Origin of the sequence: Ancylobacter terrae (assembly GCF_045108345.1) — a bacterium.
Lineage (GTDB): Bacteria > Pseudomonadota > Alphaproteobacteria > Rhizobiales > Xanthobacteraceae > Ancylobacter.
In genome coordinates, this window is sequence record NZ_JBJGXH010000001.1 from 1,938,137 (window position 1) to 1,953,986 (window position 15,850).

Consider the following 15,850-nt stretch of genomic DNA (forward strand, 5'->3'; position numbering starts at 1 on the left):
GTCGCGCATGTTCGGCAAGATCCTGATCGCCAACCGGGGCGAGATCGCGCTCCGCATCCTGCGCGCCTGCAAGGAGCTCGGCATCGCCACCGTCGCGGTGCACTCCACCGCGGATGCCGACGCGATGCATGTGAAGCTCGCGGACGAGAGCGTGTGCATCGGCCCGCCGGCCGCGGCGGAGAGCTATCTCAACATTCCCGCGCTGCTCGCCGCCTGCGAGATCACCGGCGCCGAGGCGGTGCACCCCGGCTACGGCTTCCTCGCCGAGAACGCCCGCTTCGCCGAGATCCTGATCGATCACGGTGTCGGCTTCATCGGGCCCAAGCCCGAGCATATCCGCATCATGGGCGACAAGATCGAGGCGAAGAAGACCGCCCGGCGGCTCGGCATCCCCTGCGTGCCCGGTTCCGACGGCGGCATCACCTCCGACGAGGAAGCGCTGAAGGTGGCCGACGAGATCGGCTATCCAGTTCTGGTCAAGGCGGCCGCCGGCGGCGGCGGGCGCGGCATGAAGGTGGCGCGCTCGGCCGAGGAGCTCTCCTCCGCGCTCTCGACCGCCCGCTCGGAAGCGCGTGCGGCCTTCGGCGACGACGCGGTCTATCTCGAGAAATATCTGGGCACGCCCCGCCACATCGAAATCCAGGTGCTGGGTGACGGGCGCGGCAACGCGATCCATCTCGGCGAGCGCGACTGCTCGCTGCAGCGCCGGCACCAGAAGGTGTGGGAGGAAGCCCCCTCCCCGACCATCACGGCCGAGCAGCGGGCCGCGATCGGCGAGACGGTCGGCAAGGCCATGCGCGACATGAAGTATCTCGGCGCCGGCACGGTCGAGTTCCTGTACGAGCAGGGCAATTTCTATTTCATCGAGATGAACACCCGCATCCAGGTGGAGCATCCGGTGACCGAAGCCATCACCGGAATCGACCTGATCAACGAGCAGATCCGCGTCGCCGCCGGCGAGCCGCTCTCGCTGACGCAGGATGACGTGGTGCTGAGCGGCCATGCCATCGAGTGCCGCGTGAACGCCGAGCACCCGCGCACCTTCCGGCCCTCCCCCGGCAAGATCGACTACTGGCACGTCCCCGGCGGGCTTGGGGTGCGGGTCGATTCGGCGGTCTATCAGGGCTACCGGATCCCGCCCTATTACGACAGCCTGGTCGGCAAGCTCATCGTGCAGGGCAAGACGCGGGCGGAATGTCTGATGCGGTTGCGCCGGGCGCTCGACGAGTTCGTGGTGGAAGGCATCGAGACCACGCTGCCGCTGTTCCGCGAACTGGTGCGCAACGACGACATCGCGCGCGGCGCCTACGATATCCACTGGCTGGAGCACTTCCTCGCCGAGGGCGAGCCGGGCAGCTGAAGGGCGCTCGCCGCCCCTTCATTGTGATGGGCGGGCCCGGTGCCCGCCCTTTCCATATCGAGCCCTCTCCGTCATGCTGGCGCCATGTCCCATCCACGCGAGCATCAGGTCGAGATCACGCCCGAGGTGCTGCTGAAGGCCTATGCCTGCGGCATCTTCCCGATGGCCGAGAGCGCCGACGATCCGGGCCTCTACTGGATCGAGCCGGAGCGGCGCGGCATCATCCCGCTCGACCGCTTCCACATATCGAGCCGCCTCGCCCGCACCGTGCGCTCGGACCGCTTCGAAATCCGCATCGACCATGATTTCGAGGCGGTGATCGACGGCTGCGCGGCGCCCGGCCTCGATCGCGACAAGACCTGGATCAACGCCCGCATCCGCCGGCTCTATTGCGAATTGCACGCGCGGGGCTGCTGCCATTCGGTCGAGGCGTGGGAGGACGGCAAGCTGGTCGGCGGGCTCTATGGCGTGCGGCTCGGGCGCGCCTTCTTCGGCGAGAGCATGTTCCACACCGCCCGCGATGCCTCGAAGGTGGCGCTGGTGCATCTCGTCGCCCGGCTGCGCAAGGGCGGCTTCATCCTGCTCGACACGCAGTTCGTGACCGATCACCTGCGCAGCTTCGGCGCGATCGAGGTGCCGCGCCGGCAGTATCACCGGCTGCTGACCCCCGCTCTCGACGGTGAGGGCGATTTCTACTGCTGGCCGGCGGGCTTGGCGATCACCGGCGCGGACTGCTTGCAGTCGGTCAGCCAGACGTCATAGATCGGGTGCTCGACGCCGTGCAGGCCCGGGCTCGCGGCGAACATCCAGCCGCCGAACAGCCGCTTCACCTCGCCGTCGAGCTCGATCTCCTGCACCTCGACGAAGCCGGTGGTGTTCTGCGTCTCGGTCGAGGGCCGCGTGTAGCAGGCGCGCGGGGTGATGCGCAGCGCGCCGAACTGCACCGTCTCGTTGATCGCGACGTCGAAGCTGATGATGCGGCCGGTGATCTTGTCGAGGCCGGAGAACACCGCCGTCTTGTTCACGATCTTCTGCGAGGGCGGCTGCACGATCTCGATCTCGCCGCTGCCGCCGGGCACCATGTCGCCGGGTTGGGGCACGCCGGCCCGTCCGGTTCCCGGAGGCGGGGCGGCGGGCGCGACGCCGGCGGGCGGCGCCATGATCGAGGGAACGCCGGGGCCGCCGGGCGAATCATCGCGCGGCACGTCGGGGACGGCGCCGGGCGGCGGCGCGAGCGGCGCCGACTGGACGCCCCCCTGCCAGGGCTGCTGGGTTCGGGTCTGGGCAAAGGCGGCGGCAGACCATGCGATGCACGGCACAGCCAGAAGGCTGACGACGCGGGTACGGCCTGACATCGGGCGCTAGACTCGGCAGATCACGGGAGAGCGGACCAGACACCCGCAATACGGCAGCGGCACGGCGGGATCGACGATCGCGCTCACTCCGGCGTCCAGGCCTTGTAGTCGCCGGTCACGGCCGGACGATGGCCGCGGCCGAGGGTGGAGCCGGGCGGGCGATAGGCGGCGGGCGTTCCGGTCGGATTCGGCCGGTGCGGCTGCTCCCACGGGCGCGGCTCGTATTTCTCCTGGGAGGGCGGCACGTCGGAGCGCTGGTGCATCCAGGCGTGCCAGCCGGGGGGAATCGCGGTCGCCTCGGCATCGCCGTTGTAGATCACCCAGCGGCGCTCGAAGCCGAGCGCGGGATCGATCGCGCCGCCCTTGGTGCGGTAATATATGTTGCCGGCCTCGTCCGTGCCCACCCGTTCGCCATGGCGCCAGGTGTGGAAGCGGGTGCCCATCGTCTGGCCGTTCCACCAGGTGAACATTTCGGTGAGGAAGGTCGAGAAATTCACGTGATCGTCTCTCGCGGCTGAGGTCGGGCGGACCATGCCATCGGGCCGGCGCAGTGTCCAGACGGCGGCAAGCCGCAGGTTCACGCCGCGCGGAGATTGCGCAGGAAGAACCCGCCCCCCAGCGCGAGGCCGGCAATGCCGGCCACCGTCACCAGCGGCCAGCCGCCGGCGGTGTAGAGCGGGCTGGCGATCGCCGAGCCCAGCGCGCCGCCGGCGAAGAACGAGCCGATATAAAGCGCGTTGAGCCGCGAGCGGATGGCGGGATCGAGCATGAACAGCGCGCGCTGGCCGAACACCAGGTTCGCCGTCGCCGCGCCGTCGAGCACCACCGCGCCGATCGCCAGCGCGACGACGGAGCCATAGGCGGCCCCGATCGCGGTCATCGCGAAGCCGAGGATGGCGGTCACGAAGGCGATGCCGGTGCCGAGGCGGCCATGACCGCGATCGGCCATGCGGCCGGCGATCGGGGACGCGACGACGCCCGCCGCGCCCGCCAGCGCGAAGAGGGCGATGCGATCCTGGCCGTAGCCGAAATCCGGCCCGCTCAACAGCAGCGGCACCGCCGACCAGAACAGGGTGAAGGCGCCGAACATGGTGGCCTGGTAGAGCGCCCGGCGCTGCAGCAGCGGCGTGCGGCGCATCAGCGGCACCAGCGAGCCGACCAGCGCCGCATAACCGGCGGTCGAGCCGGGATGGCGCTTGGGCAGGGTGAGGCGCAGCGCCAGCGCCAGGAGCAGCATCAGCGCGGCGGCGCAGGCGAACACGCCATGCCAGCCGATCGCCGCGGCAATGAAGCTCGACAGCGGGCGCGCCAAAAGGATGCCGGTCATCAGCCCGCTCACCACGAAACCGACGCGGCGGCCGCGCTCCTCGGGCGGGGCGAGATGGGCGGCGAAGGGCACCGCGATCTGCGCCACGACGGAGCCGATGCCGAACAGGAAGGCAGCGGCGAGGAACAGCCCCGCCGCCGGCGCGCTCCAGGCGATGAGCAGCCCGGCCGCGGCCACGACGAGCATGGTGACGATGAGGCCGCGATTCTCGTGGAGGTCGCCGAGCGGGACGATGAACAGCAGCCCGGCGATGTAGCCGACCTGGCCGAGCGTCACGATCAGGCTCGCCCAGGTCTCGTCGAGGCCGATGTCGGGGGCGATCAGCGCGATCAGCGGCTGGGCGTAATAGAGGTTCGCCGCGCCGGCGCCGGCGGCGGCGGCGAGCAGGAAATAGGTGATGCCGGCGGTGCGTTCCGCCGTCTCGGCCATGGCAGTCATGGTGCCGTGTCCTTTCGGAGCCAGTCGGACGCCGTTAGACGCCCGCGAGGCGCCGCTGTCCATCCATACGAGCGTATGCGCGGATCAGCCGGAGGGAGGCCCGGTGCCCATGCGCTGCACCTCGATCGCTCGCGCGGCTGTGTCCTCCGGGACATTGCGCGGGACGGCCGAGAGGTCGAGACTTATCTCCGTGCCCTGCGATTCCATCGTGCGGCAAGGCACAAGATGTAGGGCCTCGCCAGCCCCCGGGGACGCTTTCCCCGTTATCCGCAGCCACGCACAAGAGCGATTCGCGGCCGCGGCCCAGCTGATTTACGATCTGGTAAGAGGCCCTGCGGCACACTACATCTAGATGACGCCCGCAGCGATATCCCCAACGGATAGGGATTTCGGGCTTTCCTTCGAGGCGGAATCGCGGCAGTTTTATGGTCCGTTCGCGTAGCCGGCTGGGGTCGGATCTTCGGACAAGCGAGACCATCGAACCGCCGGCGCCCACCACGCGCACGGCGCGGGAATCTTTGACGTTCAATGAACGCGCCCACCCTCGTGGGGCGCGAGGGGAGCCACGAGAATGCGCATCGAGCGCCGCTACACCAAGGCCGGACAATCTCCTTACGCGGATATCGCATTCCGCGCCGCGACCAGCGAGATCCGCAATCCCGATGGCTCGGTGGTGTTCCGTCTGGAAGGGATCGAGGTGCCCGAGCACTTCTCCCAGGTGGCGAGCGACATCCTCGCGCAGAAGTATTTCCGCAAGGCGGGCGTACCCGCGCGGCTGAAGCGCGTCGAGGAAGAGACCGTCCCCTCCTTCCTGTGGCGCGGCGCGGCCGACGAGAAGGCACTCGCCGCCCTGCCCGAGAAGGAGCGTTTCGTCGGTGAGACCTCGTCCCGGCAGGTGTTCGACCGGCTCGCCGGCACCTGGACCTACTGGGGCTGGAAGGGCGGTTATTTCGACAGCGAGGAGGACGCGCAGGCCTTCTATGACGAGCACCGCTACATGCTCGCCATGCAGATGGCCGCGCCGAATAGCCCGCAATGGTTCAACACCGGCCTGCACTGGGCCTATGGCATCGACGGCCCGAGCCAGGGCCACTTCTATGTCGACTACGCCACCGGCAAGCTGACCCGCTCGAAGACCTCCTACGAGCACCCCCAGCCGCATGCCTGCTTCATCCAGTCGGTCTCCGACGACCTCGTCAACGAGGGCGGCATCATGGACCTGTGGGTGCGCGAGGCGCGCCTGTTCAAGTACGGCTCCGGCACCGGCTCCAACTTCTCCGCCCTGCGCGGCGAGGGCGAGAAGCTCTCGGGCGGCGGGCGCTCTTCGGGCCTCATGAGCTTCCTCAAGATCGGCGACCGCGCGGCGGGCGCCATCAAGTCCGGCGGCACGACCCGCCGCGCCGCCAAGATGGTGGTGATCGACGCCGACCACCCGGATATCGAGACCTATGTCGACTGGAAGGTGAAGGAGGAGCAGAAGGTCGCCGCCCTCGTCACCGGTTCCAAGACCATCGCCAAGCACATGAAGGCGGTGATGAAGGCCTGCGTGAACTGCGAAGGCGCGGGCGACGATTGCTACGACCCGGAGAAGAACCCGGCGCTGAAGCGCGAGATCCGCGCCGCGAAGAAGGCGCAGGTGCCGGAAAACTATATCCGCCGCGTCGTGCAGTTCGCCAAGCAGGGCTACACCGACATCGATTTCCCGATCTACGACACCGATTGGGATTCGGAGGCCTATCTCACCGTCTCCGGCCAGAACTCGAACAACTCCGTGCGCGTCGACGATGCCTTCCTGAACGCGGTCGAGGCCGACGGCGACTGGAACCTCACCTCCCGCACCACGGGCAAGGTGACCAGGACGCTGAAGGCGCGTGAGCTGTGGGAGAAGATCGGCCACGCCGCCTGGGCCTGCGCCGATCCCGGCATCCAGTTCCACACCACGGTGAACGACTGGCACACCAGCCCGGCCGGCGGCCCGATCCGCGCGTCGAATCCGTGCTCGGAATACATGTTCCTCGACGACACGGCGTGCAATCTCGCCTCGCTGAACCTCTTACAGTTCCGCAACGCGGACGGCACGTTCGATATTGCGAGCTACGAGCATGCCTGCCGGCTGTGGACCGTGGTGCTCGAGATCTCGATCCTGATGGCGCAGTTCCCCTCGAAGGAGATCGCGCGCCTTTCCTACGAGTACCGTACGCTCGGCCTCGGCTACGCCAATATCGGCGGCCTGCTGATGACCTCCGGCATTCCCTATGATTCGGAGGCCGGCCGTGCCTATGGCGGCGCGCTGACCGCGATCATGACCGGCGTCGCCTATGCCACCTCGGCGGAGATGGCGAAGGAGCTCGGCCCCTTCCCCGGCCATGCGCCGAATGCCGAGCACATGCTGCGCGTCATCCGCAACCACCGCCGCGCCGCCCATGGCGAGGCCTCGGGCTATGAGGCGCTCTCCACCAACCCGGTGCCGCTCGACCACGCCGCCTGCCACGCGCTGAAGCTGAACGGCGCCGAGCTGGTCGCCCACGCCACCGCCGCCTGGGACCGCGCGCTGGAGCTCGGCATCGAGCACGGCTACCGCAATGCCCAGACCACGCTGCTCGCGCCCACCGGCACGATCGGCCTGGTGATGGACTGCGACACCACCGGCATCGAGCCCGATTTCGCGCTGGTGAAGTTCAAGAAGCTGGCCGGCGGCGGCTACTTCAAGATCATCAACCGCGCCGTGCCGGAGGCGCTGCGCACGCTCGGCTATTCCGAGAGCCAGCTGGCCGAGATCGAGGTCTATGCGGTCGGCCACGGCTCGATCGCGCAGGCCCCGGCGATCAACCATTCGACGCTGCGCGCCAAGGGCTTCGACGACGCCATGCTGGCGAAGATCGACGCCGGCGCGAAATCGGCCTTCGACGTGAAGTTCATCTTCAACCGCTGGACGCTCGGCGACGAGGCGATGGCCAAGCTCGGCATTCCCGCCGACAAGCTCAATGACCCGGCCTTCGACCTGCTCGCCCATCTCGGCTTCTCGAAGAAGGACGTCGAAGCCGCCAACATCCATGTCTGCGGGGCGATGACGCTGGAGGGCGCGCCCTTCCTGAAGGTCGAGCACTACCCGGTGTTCGACTGCGCCAATCCGTGCGGGCGCATCGGCAAGCGCTTCCTCTCGGTGGAGAGCCACATCCGCATGATGGCGGCGGCGCAGCCCTTCCTCTCGGGCGCGATCTCCAAGACCATCAACATGCCGAACGAGGCGACCGTCGAGGACTGCAAGCAGGCCTACCTGCTCTCCTGGCGCCTCGCGCTGAAGGCCAACGCGCTCTACCGCGACGGCTCCAAGCTGTCGCAGCCGCTGAACTCCCAGCTCGTCGCCGATGACGAGGACGAGGACGACGCGGTCGAGGCGCTCGTCGCCCAGCCGGCGGCGGCGCGCACCGCCGCGGTCACCGAGAAGATCGTCGAGCGCATCATCGAGCGGGTCGAGAAGATCGCGGTTCGCGAGCGCGAGAAGATGCCGGACCGCCGCAAGGGCTACACCCAGAAGGCCGTGGTCGGCGGCCACAAGGTCTATCTGCGCACCGGCGAATATGACGACGGCCGGCTCGGCGAGATCTTCATCGACATGCACAAGGAAGGCGCGGCGCTGCGCTCCTTCATCAACAACTTCGCCATCTCCATCTCGCTCGGCCTGCAATATGGCGTGCCGCTGGAGGAATATGTCGACGCCTTCACCTTCACCCGCTTCGAGCCCGCCGGCCCGGTGCAGGGCAACGAGATCATCAAATACGCCACCTCGATCCTCGACTACGTGTTCCGCGAGCTCGCCGTCTCCTATCTCGGGCGCAACGATCTCGGCCATGTGGAGCCGTCGGAATCGAACTTCGACGCGCTCGGCAAGGGCGTCGACGAGGGCAAGCCGGCGCCGGGAGCGGCCGCGGCGGTGGCCTCGCGCATGGTCTCGAAGGGGCTGACGCGCGGCAAGCCGGTCGGCTTCCTGGTGATGCCGGGCGGCGCGGCGGCGGGCACCGAACCGCGCGCAGCGGCCTCCAACGTCACCACGCTGCGCGGCGGCGTCACGGCCGCGACGCAGGGCGCCACCGCGCTGAAGCAGGAGCCGGAGATCGAGGCGGAAGCCGAGACCGCCGCCCTCCCCTGGAGCGCCCCGACGCCGGCCGCCGGCCCGACCAAAGCCGAAGCCCGCGCCATCGCGCGCGCCAAGGGCTATGAAGGGGAGGCCTGCCCCGAGTGCCAGAACTTCACCATGGTGCGGAACGGCACGTGTTTGAAGTGCGAGACGTGCGGGAGCACGACGGGGTGCTCGTGACCGCTCGCCAGCGATGACGACCACGAACGGCCGGATCACATCCGGCCGTTTTTCGTTCGTACCCGCACGCGGCAACCTCTTGTCACCAGATCGGTGACATCTTATCCTTTGGCATGCAGATCATCGCGCGCCGAACGCTGCGGCAGTTCTGGCAGCGTCATCGCCCTGCCGAAGGGCCGCTCAAGGCGTGGTTCGCGGCAGTCGCCCAAGCGGGCTGGAGCGGTCCTGCGGACATCAAGGTCATGTTTGGAACAACGGTCGACTTCGTGGGCGACAACCGCGTCATCTTCGATATCGGCGGCAACAAGTACCGGTTGATTATCCACGTGTCCTACCGATTTCGCCGTGTCCTCATCAAGTTCGTCGGCACTCATGCCGAGTATGATCGCATCGATCCGGAGCGCATCTGATGACCCCCATCCGCCCCCTGCGCAACGAGGCCGACTACGACGCCGCGCTGGCCGAGATCGCAGCCTGCTTCGAGCATGAGCCCGCGCCCGGCACGCCCGAGGCGGATCGGTTCGATCTGCTCGCCCTTGTCATCGAGGATTATGAGCGCCGCCGCTGGCCGGTGGAGCCGCCCGCCCCGCTCGACGCCATTCGCTACCGCATGGAGATGGGCGGCTTCAGCCAGGCCGATCTCGGCCGCCTGCTCGGCGCGCGCCAGCGCGCCTCCGACATTCTCAACGGCAAGCGCCCGCTCACCCTCGCCATGATCCGCAGGTTGCACGCCGCGTGGGGCATCCCCGCCGAGGCGCTGATCGGCACCAACGCGGCGGCCTGAGCGACGCCGTCCGCGCCGCCGGCTAGCGACGCCATGGCTGATCGTCGAACATGAGTTGGCGGGAGTCCCCGTCGGTCACATCGGCAAAGGACTGCCGCATCCGGTCCAATATCGCGTCGTCGACCGCGTGGACTTCATAGTAGCTGCTGTCGATCGCGCAGATGATCAGCTCGGGTGTCTCGGCGTCTTCGGTCGCGAAGCCCGCGAAGTCGCCCCAGATGACCTGATGCACGCGTTCGGCCAGCGCGCCGAACGCCGGCCCGGCCAGCCGCCGACCGGAGACTTCCAGCTGCTTCAGCTCGGCCTGCCCCTCGCCCATCGCCTCGAAATACTCGCCGTGGATGGGGCCGACCGCCCACCACAGCTGCTCGGCCCGATGACCGAGTACACGCAGGATGTGGCGCAGATCGACCGACAGGCACCGACCATCGCGATCGTTGATCTGCACGAAATCCATGCTGTCTCCCCGGCGAGGCCATGCCATAAGCGCGGAGTTAATTACCTCCGATCTTAAGCTGGAAACCAGCGCGTCGCCATTGTCGCGCTGGCCCCGACTCCGATAGGCAGAATATGGCCACAAGGAGCCTCGCCGCCATGATCCCCACCCTCACCACTCCCCGCCTCATCCTCCGCCCCTACCGGCTGGCGGATTTCGAGCCTTATGCGGCGATGTGGGCGGAGCCGGAGGTGGTGCGGTTCATCGGCGGGGTGCCGTTCACGCGGGAGGCGGCGTGGACGCGGTTCCTGCGGCAGATGGGGATGTGGCACCATCTCGGCTTCGGCTTCTTCGTTGTCGAGGCGCGCGATACCGGCGCCTTCATTGGCGAAGCGGGCTTTCACGAGGTGCGGCGCGACCTCATTCCCTCGATCGAGGGCACGCTGGAAGCCGGCTGGGCGCTGGTGAGCGCGGCGCAGGGCAAGGGGCTGGCCGAGGAGGCGATGCGCGCCGCGCTCGACTGGGCCGACGCGGCCCTCGCCAGCGGGCGGCTCGACGCGACCTGCCGCGACAAGGCCCGCACCGTCTGCATGATCGAACCGGCGCACGGCGCCTCGCTGCACGTCGCCGGCAAGCTCGGCTATTCCCCCTACACCGAGACGACCTATCACGGCCGCGCCGTTCGGCTGCTGGAGCGCCCGCGTCCGGAGGCGTGAGCGGACGATTCCCCCCGGGCTCGACCCGGCCGGCGGGGCGCGGCACGATCCGGCCCGCCGGGATCCGGACGCGCCGGGCATCCCCGTACGGATCCCTTCCCGCCCGATGGCGCGGGCGTGAGCCAGGGCTGGGCCCGTCTCGGCACGCGGTTCTGCCCGCGGTTCGGGCGCATGCCCGGCCTCGGAACAGCGTCGCCGCGCCCCCGGCGAGGCTCGACCGCATCAGCCGATCGACTTGGCAACCCCACTTATCTTACTTCCGCCGCCTGCCGTTTTTCTTGGCGGCGCTCCGGGCCCCTCGACATGGCCCTCCCCCTCCCCCACCCTGCCGCGGGGTTTGAATCACAAAAAGGGGATGTGATATGAGCGAGACCACGACTGCCGCGCCGCTCGAAGGGGCCTGCCATTGCGGCGCCGTGCGGTTCGAGGCGAGCCTCGATCTCGGCCGCGCCATCACCTGCAACTGCTCGATCTGCACCAAGAAGGGCCTGTTGCTCGCCTTCACGGACGAGGAGGGCTTCCGGCTGCTCAGCGGCGACGACCGGCTGCGCGAGTACCGGTTCAACCGTCACATCATCGGCCACATGTTCTGCACCGAATGCGGGACGGAACCCTTCGCGCGCGGCACCGGGCCGGACGGCGCGGCGATGGTGGCGGTGAACCTGCGCTGCCTCGACGGCATCGACCTCGCCGCGCTGTCGCCGCAGCCCTTCGACGGGCGCAGCGCCTGAGGCGGCGCGCGGGGAAACGCGCATGAAAAAACCGCCCTCCCTTCCGGGAGGACGGCTTTCACGAATCGGTCGGACGCGGCAGTTACCGCAGCCGTTATCAGGCGGTGCGCAGGTTGACCGCGGAGGTCTTGCCCGAGCGCTGGTCGGTCTGCAGCTCGAAGGAGATCTTGTCGCCGTCGCGCAGGCCACGCAGCCCCGAACGCTCGACCGCGCTGATGTGCACGAACACATCCTTGCCGCCGCTGTCGGGCTGGATGAAGCCGTAGCCCTTCTGCTCGTTGAACCACTTCACGGTGCCGGTATCAGCCATAGTCGTCGTCTCTCGTAGACTGGTTGCAAGCTCAGCCGGGTGCAGATGCGACCCGTCCGTTGGTCGAATTTGGAAGAGAAGCTGAACGTGCGCCCGTAGAAAGGCGAAACGGCCCAGTCGTCCGGCCAAAGTCTATTCAGTATGGTAACGATAACCGCGTTGAATGCAAGCCATCCCGACGACCATCGCCGGATGCGAAAAGGCCGCCGTTCCCCAGCGAGAACGACGGCCTCCATCCTGGCCGAGCCCGGCCCGGCGACGCGGCACGTACGCCGCGTCAGATCGTGCGCAGGTTGACCGCCGAGGTCTTGCCCGAGCGCTGATCGGTCTGCAGCTCGAAGGAGATCTTGTCGCCGTCGCGCAGGCCACGCAGCCCCGAACGCTCGACCGCGCTGATGTGCACGAACACATCCTTGCCGCCGCTGTCGGGCTGGATAAAGCCATAGCCCTTCTGCTCGTTGAACCACTTCACGGTGCCGGTATCAGCCATAGATGTAACCTTCAGAAGACGGAGTTCAGGTCAGGCGTGGTCCTGCTGAAACCGCGCCTGGTTCTGTCGAAGTTGATAAGAATCCGACCACCCGTGCATCCGTCAGGGAGGGCAACAGGCACCAGTCATCCGGCCAACGTCGATGGGGCCACCAGATTGGTCGACATTGTGGCAATTACGAGGCGGATCGACGGCAAAATCGCGTGAGAACGATCGCGCACGATGCACGGCGCGCGATCGGTAATCCTCCACGGCGGGCACGTCCGGTGCCCGCAGGCGAACTACAGTCCGTGTCAGTAGCAGTAGCCGCGGTCGACGCGGACGATCTTGCCGTTCGGGTAGTGGTAATAGCACCGCCCGCCGTTCCAGTAGTAGTACGAGCCGCCGCGATTGCTGTTGGCGCCGATAGCCGCGCCCGTCACGGCGCCGATGGCGGCACCTGCCGCCGCGCCGCCCGCGCGCCCGGTCACCGCGCCGCCGATCGCCGCGCCGGTCAGGCCGCCGATGAGGGCGCCGGCGGCGGCGTCGTTCTGGGCCGAGGCCGGGGTGGCGGCGAAAGTGGCGCCGACCAGCAGCGCCGCGAGTGAAAGCCGGGTGAACATCGACGACATCTCCAGTCGGAAGCGTTTTTCGGTGAGCCGCGGCTGCGGTCGCGACCCTTATGATTACAAGGGTCTACGCCGCCCAATCCGAACCGGAGATGAACGGCTGCCGCCGCGTCAGCGCCGGCAGTGGCTGTTCGGGGAGCGCACGACACGGCCGTTGCGGTCGCGGTAATAGCAGCGGCCATTGCGCCAGAAATGGCCGGAGCGGGCGCGGGAGCGGCTGTTGCCGATCGCCGCGCCGGTGACGCCGCCGACCACCGCCCCGGCCACCGCGCCGCCGGCGCTGCCGGTCACCGCGCCGCCGACGACGGCGCCGGTGGCACCGCCGACCACGGCCCCGGTCGTGGTCCGGTTCTGGGCAAAGGCGGCAGGCGCGAGGGCGAGACCGGCCGCGACGAACGCGGCCGCGATGGACAGGCGGGAGAACATGGGTCGACTCCGGAAAGGAATGGAAACGGGTGGTGGCGGGATCGTGCGCAGCGCACCCGGGATCGCCGGCGTCGCGAAACGCCGGGCGGGCACGTTCATGGTATCCGCGTCTGCGCCCGTCGCGTGGCGGAAAGCGGGCCGAGGCCCCGCCTCACGGCAAAGTGAGGCGGGGCGTCCGGCTCAGAGGCACTGCGCCTCGACCACCGCCAGCGCGGTCATGTTGACGACGCCGCGCGCGGTGACCGAGGGGGTGAGGATGTGCGCCGGCTTGGCGGTGCCGAGCAGGATCGGCCCGAGCGGCAGCGCGTCGCCGAACACCTTGATCATCTGGTAGGCGATGTTGGCGGCGTCGAGATTGGGCATGAGCAGGATGTTCGCCACGCCCTCCAGCCGCGAGCCGGGCAGCACGCGCTCGCGCGTCTCCGGCAGCAGCGCGCTGTCGCCCTCCATCTCGCCGTCGACCTGAAGGCCGGGCACCCGCTCGGCGATCAGTTCGGCGACTTCACGCATCTTGCGGGCGCTGCCGTCGTCGCGGCTGCCGAAATCGGAATGCGAGACGGCGGCGATGCGCGGCTCGAGGCCGAAGCGGCGGACATGGGTGGCGGCGAGCAGCGCCATGTCCGCGAGTTCCGCCACGCTGGGCTCCAGCGCGATCTGGGTATCGCACAGGAAGAAGGTGCCCTTCTGCGTGATCAGCGCCGACAGCGCGGCGAGTTCCTGCGCGCCGGGGGCGAGCCCGATGATGGTGCGCACATGGCGCAGGTGGCGCACGAAGCGCCCCTCGACGCCGCAGAGCATCGCGTCGGCATCGTTGCGCGCCACGGCGAGCGCGGCGATCACCGTCGGCGTGGTGCGCACCAGGGTGCGGGCGATCTCCGGGGTGACGCCGCGCCGGCCGGCGCGCTCGACATAGGTGTTCACATAGTCGCGGTAGCGCGGATCGTCGTCGGGGTTGATCAGGTCGAAATCGGTGCCGGGCCGGATGGAGAGGCCGAAGCGGGCGAGGCGCGAATCGATCACCGCCGGGCGGCCGATCAGGATCGGCCGGGCCAGCCCCTCCTCGACCACCACCTGCGCCGCGCGCAGGATGCGCTCGTCCTCGCCCTCGGCGTAGACGATGCGCTTGGGCGCCTGCTTGGCGAGGGTGAACAGCGGCTTCATCACGAAGCCGGAGCGGAACACGAACCGGTCGAGCTTCTCGAGATAGGCGTCGAAATCGGTGATCGGGCGGCTGGCGACGCCGCTCTCCATCGCCGCCTTGGCCACCGCCGGGGCGATGCGCAGGATCAGGCGCGGATCGAACGGCGAGGGAATCAGCGAGGCGGCGCCGAACACCGGGGTCTCGCCGCCATAGGCCTTGGCGACGACGTCGGAGGGCGTCTCGCGGGCGAGCTCGGCGATGGCGTGCACGGCCGCCGCCTTCATCGCCTCGTTGATGGTGGTCGCCCCCGCATCGAGGGCGCCGCGGAAGATGAAGGGGAAGCACAGGACGTTGTTGACCTGGTTCGGGAAGTCCGAACGGCCGGTGCAGATCAGCGCATCGGGGCGCGCCTCGCGGGCGAGGTCCGGCATGATCTCGGGGGTGGGGTTGGCGAGCGCCATGATCAGCGGGCGCTCGGCCATGGTCTTCAGCATCTCCGGCTTCAGCACGCCGCCGGCGGAGAGGCCGATGAAGATGTCGGCGCCGTTGATGGCCTCGGCCAGCGTGCGCGCCTCGGTCTTCTGCGCGAAGGCCCCCTTGTAGGGGTCCATCAGCTTTTCGCGGCCCTCATAGACCACGCCTTCGATATCGGTGACCCAGATGTTCTCGCGCTTCGCGCCCATCGAGACCAGCAGGCGCAGCGTCGCGATGGCGGCGGCGCCGGCGCCGGATGTGACGATCTTCACCTCGTCGAGCTTCTTGGAGCCGATGTGCAGGGCGTTCACGACGGCGGCCGCGACGATGATCGCCGTGCCGTGCTGGTCGTCGTGGAACACCGGGATCTTCATCTTCTCCTTCAGGCGCTCCTCGATCTCGAAGCACTCGGGGGCCTTGATGTCCTCGAGATTGATGCCGCCGAAGGTCGGCTCCAGCGCCGCGACGACGCTCACCACGTGGGAGGGGTCGTGTGCGTCGATCTCGATGTCGAACACGTCGATGCCGGCGAATTTCTTGAACAGCACCGCCTTGCCTTCCATCACCGGCTTGGAGGCGAGCGGGCCGATATTGCCGAGGCCGAGCACGGCGGTGCCGTTGGAGACGACGGCGACGAGGTTCTGGCGGGAGGTGAGTTCGGCGCCCAGCGCGGGATCGGCGTGGATCGCCTCGCAGACGGCGGCGACGCCGGGGGTGTAGGCGAGCGCGAGGTCGCGCTGGTTGGCAAGCGGCTTGGTCGGCTGGATCTCGATCTTACCGGGCCTCGGCAGGCGGTGATAGACGAGCGCACCCGAGCGCAGGTCGTCCGAGATATACGAGGCCATAGTCGCTTTCCTCCCGCAGAAAATGGAGCGCGAGAATAGGAGTTTTGGCGCGCGGCACAACGGGTTTCCCCGATATCCGACCAAGGAAGAT

Annotated in this window: 16 protein-coding genes; 7 read left to right on the forward strand and 9 right to left on the reverse strand. The window is 68.5% G+C overall.

The window, feature by feature from the left end; genetic code table 11:
* Positions 1–7: 7 nt before the first annotated feature.
* Together accC and aat are read left to right on the forward strand one after the other, a co-directional pair.
* Positions 8–1,360: an acetyl-CoA carboxylase biotin carboxylase subunit gene (accC, locus tag ACEUEL_RS09215; protein WP_405704161.1), complete on the forward strand. Its 1,353-nt coding sequence runs from the start codon at positions 8–10 to the stop codon at positions 1,358–1,360.
* Between the two features lie 84 nt (positions 1,361–1,444).
* Positions 1,445–2,122 carry a leucyl/phenylalanyl-tRNA--protein transferase gene (gene aat, locus ACEUEL_RS09220; RefSeq protein WP_405704162.1) on the forward strand — a complete coding sequence of 226 codons (678 nt, stop codon included), beginning with the start codon at positions 1,445–1,447 and terminating at the stop codon, positions 2,120–2,122.
* Here the strand turns inward: aat and ACEUEL_RS09225 are convergent.
* From ACEUEL_RS09225 to ACEUEL_RS09235, 3 genes are all read right to left on the reverse strand, one after another.
* A complete protein-coding gene (locus tag ACEUEL_RS09225) occupies positions 2,053–2,715 on the reverse strand; it encodes a DUF2155 domain-containing protein (RefSeq protein ID WP_405704163.1) in 663 nt (220 codons plus the stop codon). The two genes, aat and ACEUEL_RS09225, sit on opposite strands and share 70 nt — an antisense overlap.
* Positions 2,716–2,798: 83 nt before the next feature.
* Positions 2,799–3,212 (reverse strand): NADH:ubiquinone oxidoreductase subunit NDUFA12, encoded by a 414-nt coding sequence (locus tag ACEUEL_RS09230; protein WP_405704165.1) that lies wholly within the window; start codon positions 3,210–3,212, stop codon positions 2,799–2,801.
* 80 nt (positions 3,213–3,292) lie between these two features.
* The gene (locus ACEUEL_RS09235) at positions 3,293–4,480 is read right to left on the reverse strand and encodes an MFS transporter (RefSeq protein ID WP_405704167.1); all 1,188 of its coding nucleotides are present in this window, start codon (positions 4,478–4,480) and stop codon (positions 3,293–3,295) included.
* 571 nt (positions 4,481–5,051) lie between these two features.
* Here ACEUEL_RS09235 and ACEUEL_RS09240 point away from each other — a divergent pair.
* The 3 genes from ACEUEL_RS09240 (at position 5,052) to ACEUEL_RS09250 (ending at position 9,582) form a co-directional block, all read left to right on the forward strand.
* The gene (locus tag ACEUEL_RS09240; RefSeq protein WP_405704169.1) at positions 5,052–8,798 is read left to right on the forward strand and encodes a vitamin B12-dependent ribonucleotide reductase; all 3,747 of its coding nucleotides are present in this window, start codon (positions 5,052–5,054) and stop codon (positions 8,796–8,798) included.
* Positions 8,799–8,911: 113 nt separating this feature from the next.
* Positions 8,912–9,208, forward strand: coding sequence for a type II toxin-antitoxin system HigB family toxin (locus ACEUEL_RS09245; RefSeq protein WP_405704171.1), 297 nt, complete (start codon positions 8,912–8,914; stop codon positions 9,206–9,208).
* Positions 9,208–9,582: a helix-turn-helix domain-containing protein gene (locus ACEUEL_RS09250; protein ID WP_405704173.1), complete on the forward strand. Its 375-nt coding sequence runs from the start codon at positions 9,208–9,210 to the stop codon at positions 9,580–9,582. Before ACEUEL_RS09245 ends, ACEUEL_RS09250 begins: the two co-directional genes overlap by 1 nt.
* Before the next feature lie 22 nt (positions 9,583–9,604).
* Here ACEUEL_RS09250 and ACEUEL_RS09255 read toward each other — a convergent pair whose 3' ends face one another.
* On the reverse strand, positions 9,605–10,039 hold the full coding sequence (locus ACEUEL_RS09255; RefSeq protein ID WP_405704175.1) for a hypothetical protein: 435 nt from the start codon (positions 10,037–10,039) through the stop codon (positions 9,605–9,607).
* Positions 10,040–10,176: 137 nt separating this feature from the next.
* On the opposite strand from ACEUEL_RS09255, the gene ACEUEL_RS09260 reads away from it, so the two are divergent.
* Together ACEUEL_RS09260 and ACEUEL_RS09265 are read left to right on the forward strand one after the other, a co-directional pair.
* Positions 10,177–10,734: a GNAT family N-acetyltransferase gene (locus tag ACEUEL_RS09260; RefSeq protein ID WP_405704177.1), complete on the forward strand. Its 558-nt coding sequence runs from the start codon at positions 10,177–10,179 to the stop codon at positions 10,732–10,734.
* 362 nt (positions 10,735–11,096) lie between these two features.
* A complete protein-coding gene (locus ACEUEL_RS09265; protein WP_405704178.1) occupies positions 11,097–11,465 on the forward strand; it encodes a GFA family protein in 369 nt (122 codons plus the stop codon).
* Between the two features lie 97 nt (positions 11,466–11,562).
* On the opposite strand, the gene ACEUEL_RS09270 is transcribed toward ACEUEL_RS09265, so the two are convergent.
* The 5 genes from ACEUEL_RS09270 to ACEUEL_RS09290 all read right to left on the reverse strand — a co-directional run bounded on the left by ACEUEL_RS09270 (position 11,563) and on the right by ACEUEL_RS09290 (position 15,759).
* A complete protein-coding gene (locus ACEUEL_RS09270) occupies positions 11,563–11,775 on the reverse strand; it encodes a cold-shock protein (RefSeq protein ID WP_213340180.1) in 213 nt (70 codons plus the stop codon).
* Between the two features lie 277 nt (positions 11,776–12,052).
* Positions 12,053–12,265 (reverse strand): cold-shock protein, encoded by a 213-nt coding sequence (locus ACEUEL_RS09275; RefSeq protein ID WP_405704181.1) that lies wholly within the window; start codon positions 12,263–12,265, stop codon positions 12,053–12,055.
* A 293-nt stretch (positions 12,266–12,558) separates the two neighbouring features.
* The gene (locus ACEUEL_RS09280; protein WP_405704183.1) at positions 12,559–12,867 is read right to left on the reverse strand and encodes a glycine zipper domain-containing protein; all 309 of its coding nucleotides are present in this window, start codon (positions 12,865–12,867) and stop codon (positions 12,559–12,561) included.
* 117 nt (positions 12,868–12,984) lie between these two features.
* On the reverse strand, positions 12,985–13,287 hold the full coding sequence (locus ACEUEL_RS09285) for a glycine zipper domain-containing protein (protein WP_405706681.1): 303 nt from the start codon (positions 13,285–13,287) through the stop codon (positions 12,985–12,987).
* Positions 13,288–13,479: 192 nt separating this feature from the next.
* On the reverse strand, positions 13,480–15,759 hold the full coding sequence (locus tag ACEUEL_RS09290) for an NADP-dependent malic enzyme (RefSeq protein ID WP_405704185.1): 2,280 nt from the start codon (positions 15,757–15,759) through the stop codon (positions 13,480–13,482).
* Positions 15,760–15,850: the final 91 nt, after the last annotated feature.

Bases quoted from the DNA above. Each gene is read 5' to 3' on its own strand.
- accC (WP_405704161.1), top strand. From the start codon at position 8: ATGTTCGGCAAGATCCTGATCGCCAACCGGGGCGAGATCGCGCTCCGC.
- aat (WP_405704162.1), top strand. From the start codon at position 1,445: ATGTCCCATCCACGCGAGCATCAGGTCGAGATCACGCCCGAGGTGCTG.
- ACEUEL_RS09225 (WP_405704163.1), bottom strand. From the start codon at position 2,715: ATGTCAGGCCGTACCCGCGTCGTCAGCCTTCTGGCTGTGCCGTGCATC.
- ACEUEL_RS09235 (WP_405704167.1), bottom strand. From the start codon at position 4,480: ATGACTGCCATGGCCGAGACGGCGGAACGCACCGCCGGCATCACCTAT.
- ACEUEL_RS09240 (WP_405704169.1), top strand. From the start codon at position 5,052: ATGCGCATCGAGCGCCGCTACACCAAGGCCGGACAATCTCCTTACGCG.
- ACEUEL_RS09245 (WP_405704171.1), top strand. From the start codon at position 8,912: ATGCAGATCATCGCGCGCCGAACGCTGCGGCAGTTCTGGCAGCGTCAT.
- ACEUEL_RS09250 (WP_405704173.1), top strand. From the start codon at position 9,208: ATGACCCCCATCCGCCCCCTGCGCAACGAGGCCGACTACGACGCCGCG.
- ACEUEL_RS09255 (WP_405704175.1), bottom strand. From the start codon at position 10,039: ATGGATTTCGTGCAGATCAACGATCGCGATGGTCGGTGCCTGTCGGTC.
- ACEUEL_RS09260 (WP_405704177.1), top strand. From the start codon at position 10,177: ATGATCCCCACCCTCACCACTCCCCGCCTCATCCTCCGCCCCTACCGG.
- ACEUEL_RS09265 (WP_405704178.1), top strand. From the start codon at position 11,097: ATGAGCGAGACCACGACTGCCGCGCCGCTCGAAGGGGCCTGCCATTGC.
- ACEUEL_RS09270 (WP_213340180.1), bottom strand. From the start codon at position 11,775: ATGGCTGATACCGGCACCGTGAAGTGGTTCAACGAGCAGAAGGGCTAC.
- ACEUEL_RS09275 (WP_405704181.1), bottom strand. From the start codon at position 12,265: ATGGCTGATACCGGCACCGTGAAGTGGTTCAACGAGCAGAAGGGCTAT.
- ACEUEL_RS09280 (WP_405704183.1), bottom strand. From the start codon at position 12,867: ATGTTCACCCGGCTTTCACTCGCGGCGCTGCTGGTCGGCGCCACTTTC.
- ACEUEL_RS09290 (WP_405704185.1), bottom strand. From the start codon at position 15,759: ATGGCCTCGTATATCTCGGACGACCTGCGCTCGGGTGCGCTCGTCTAT.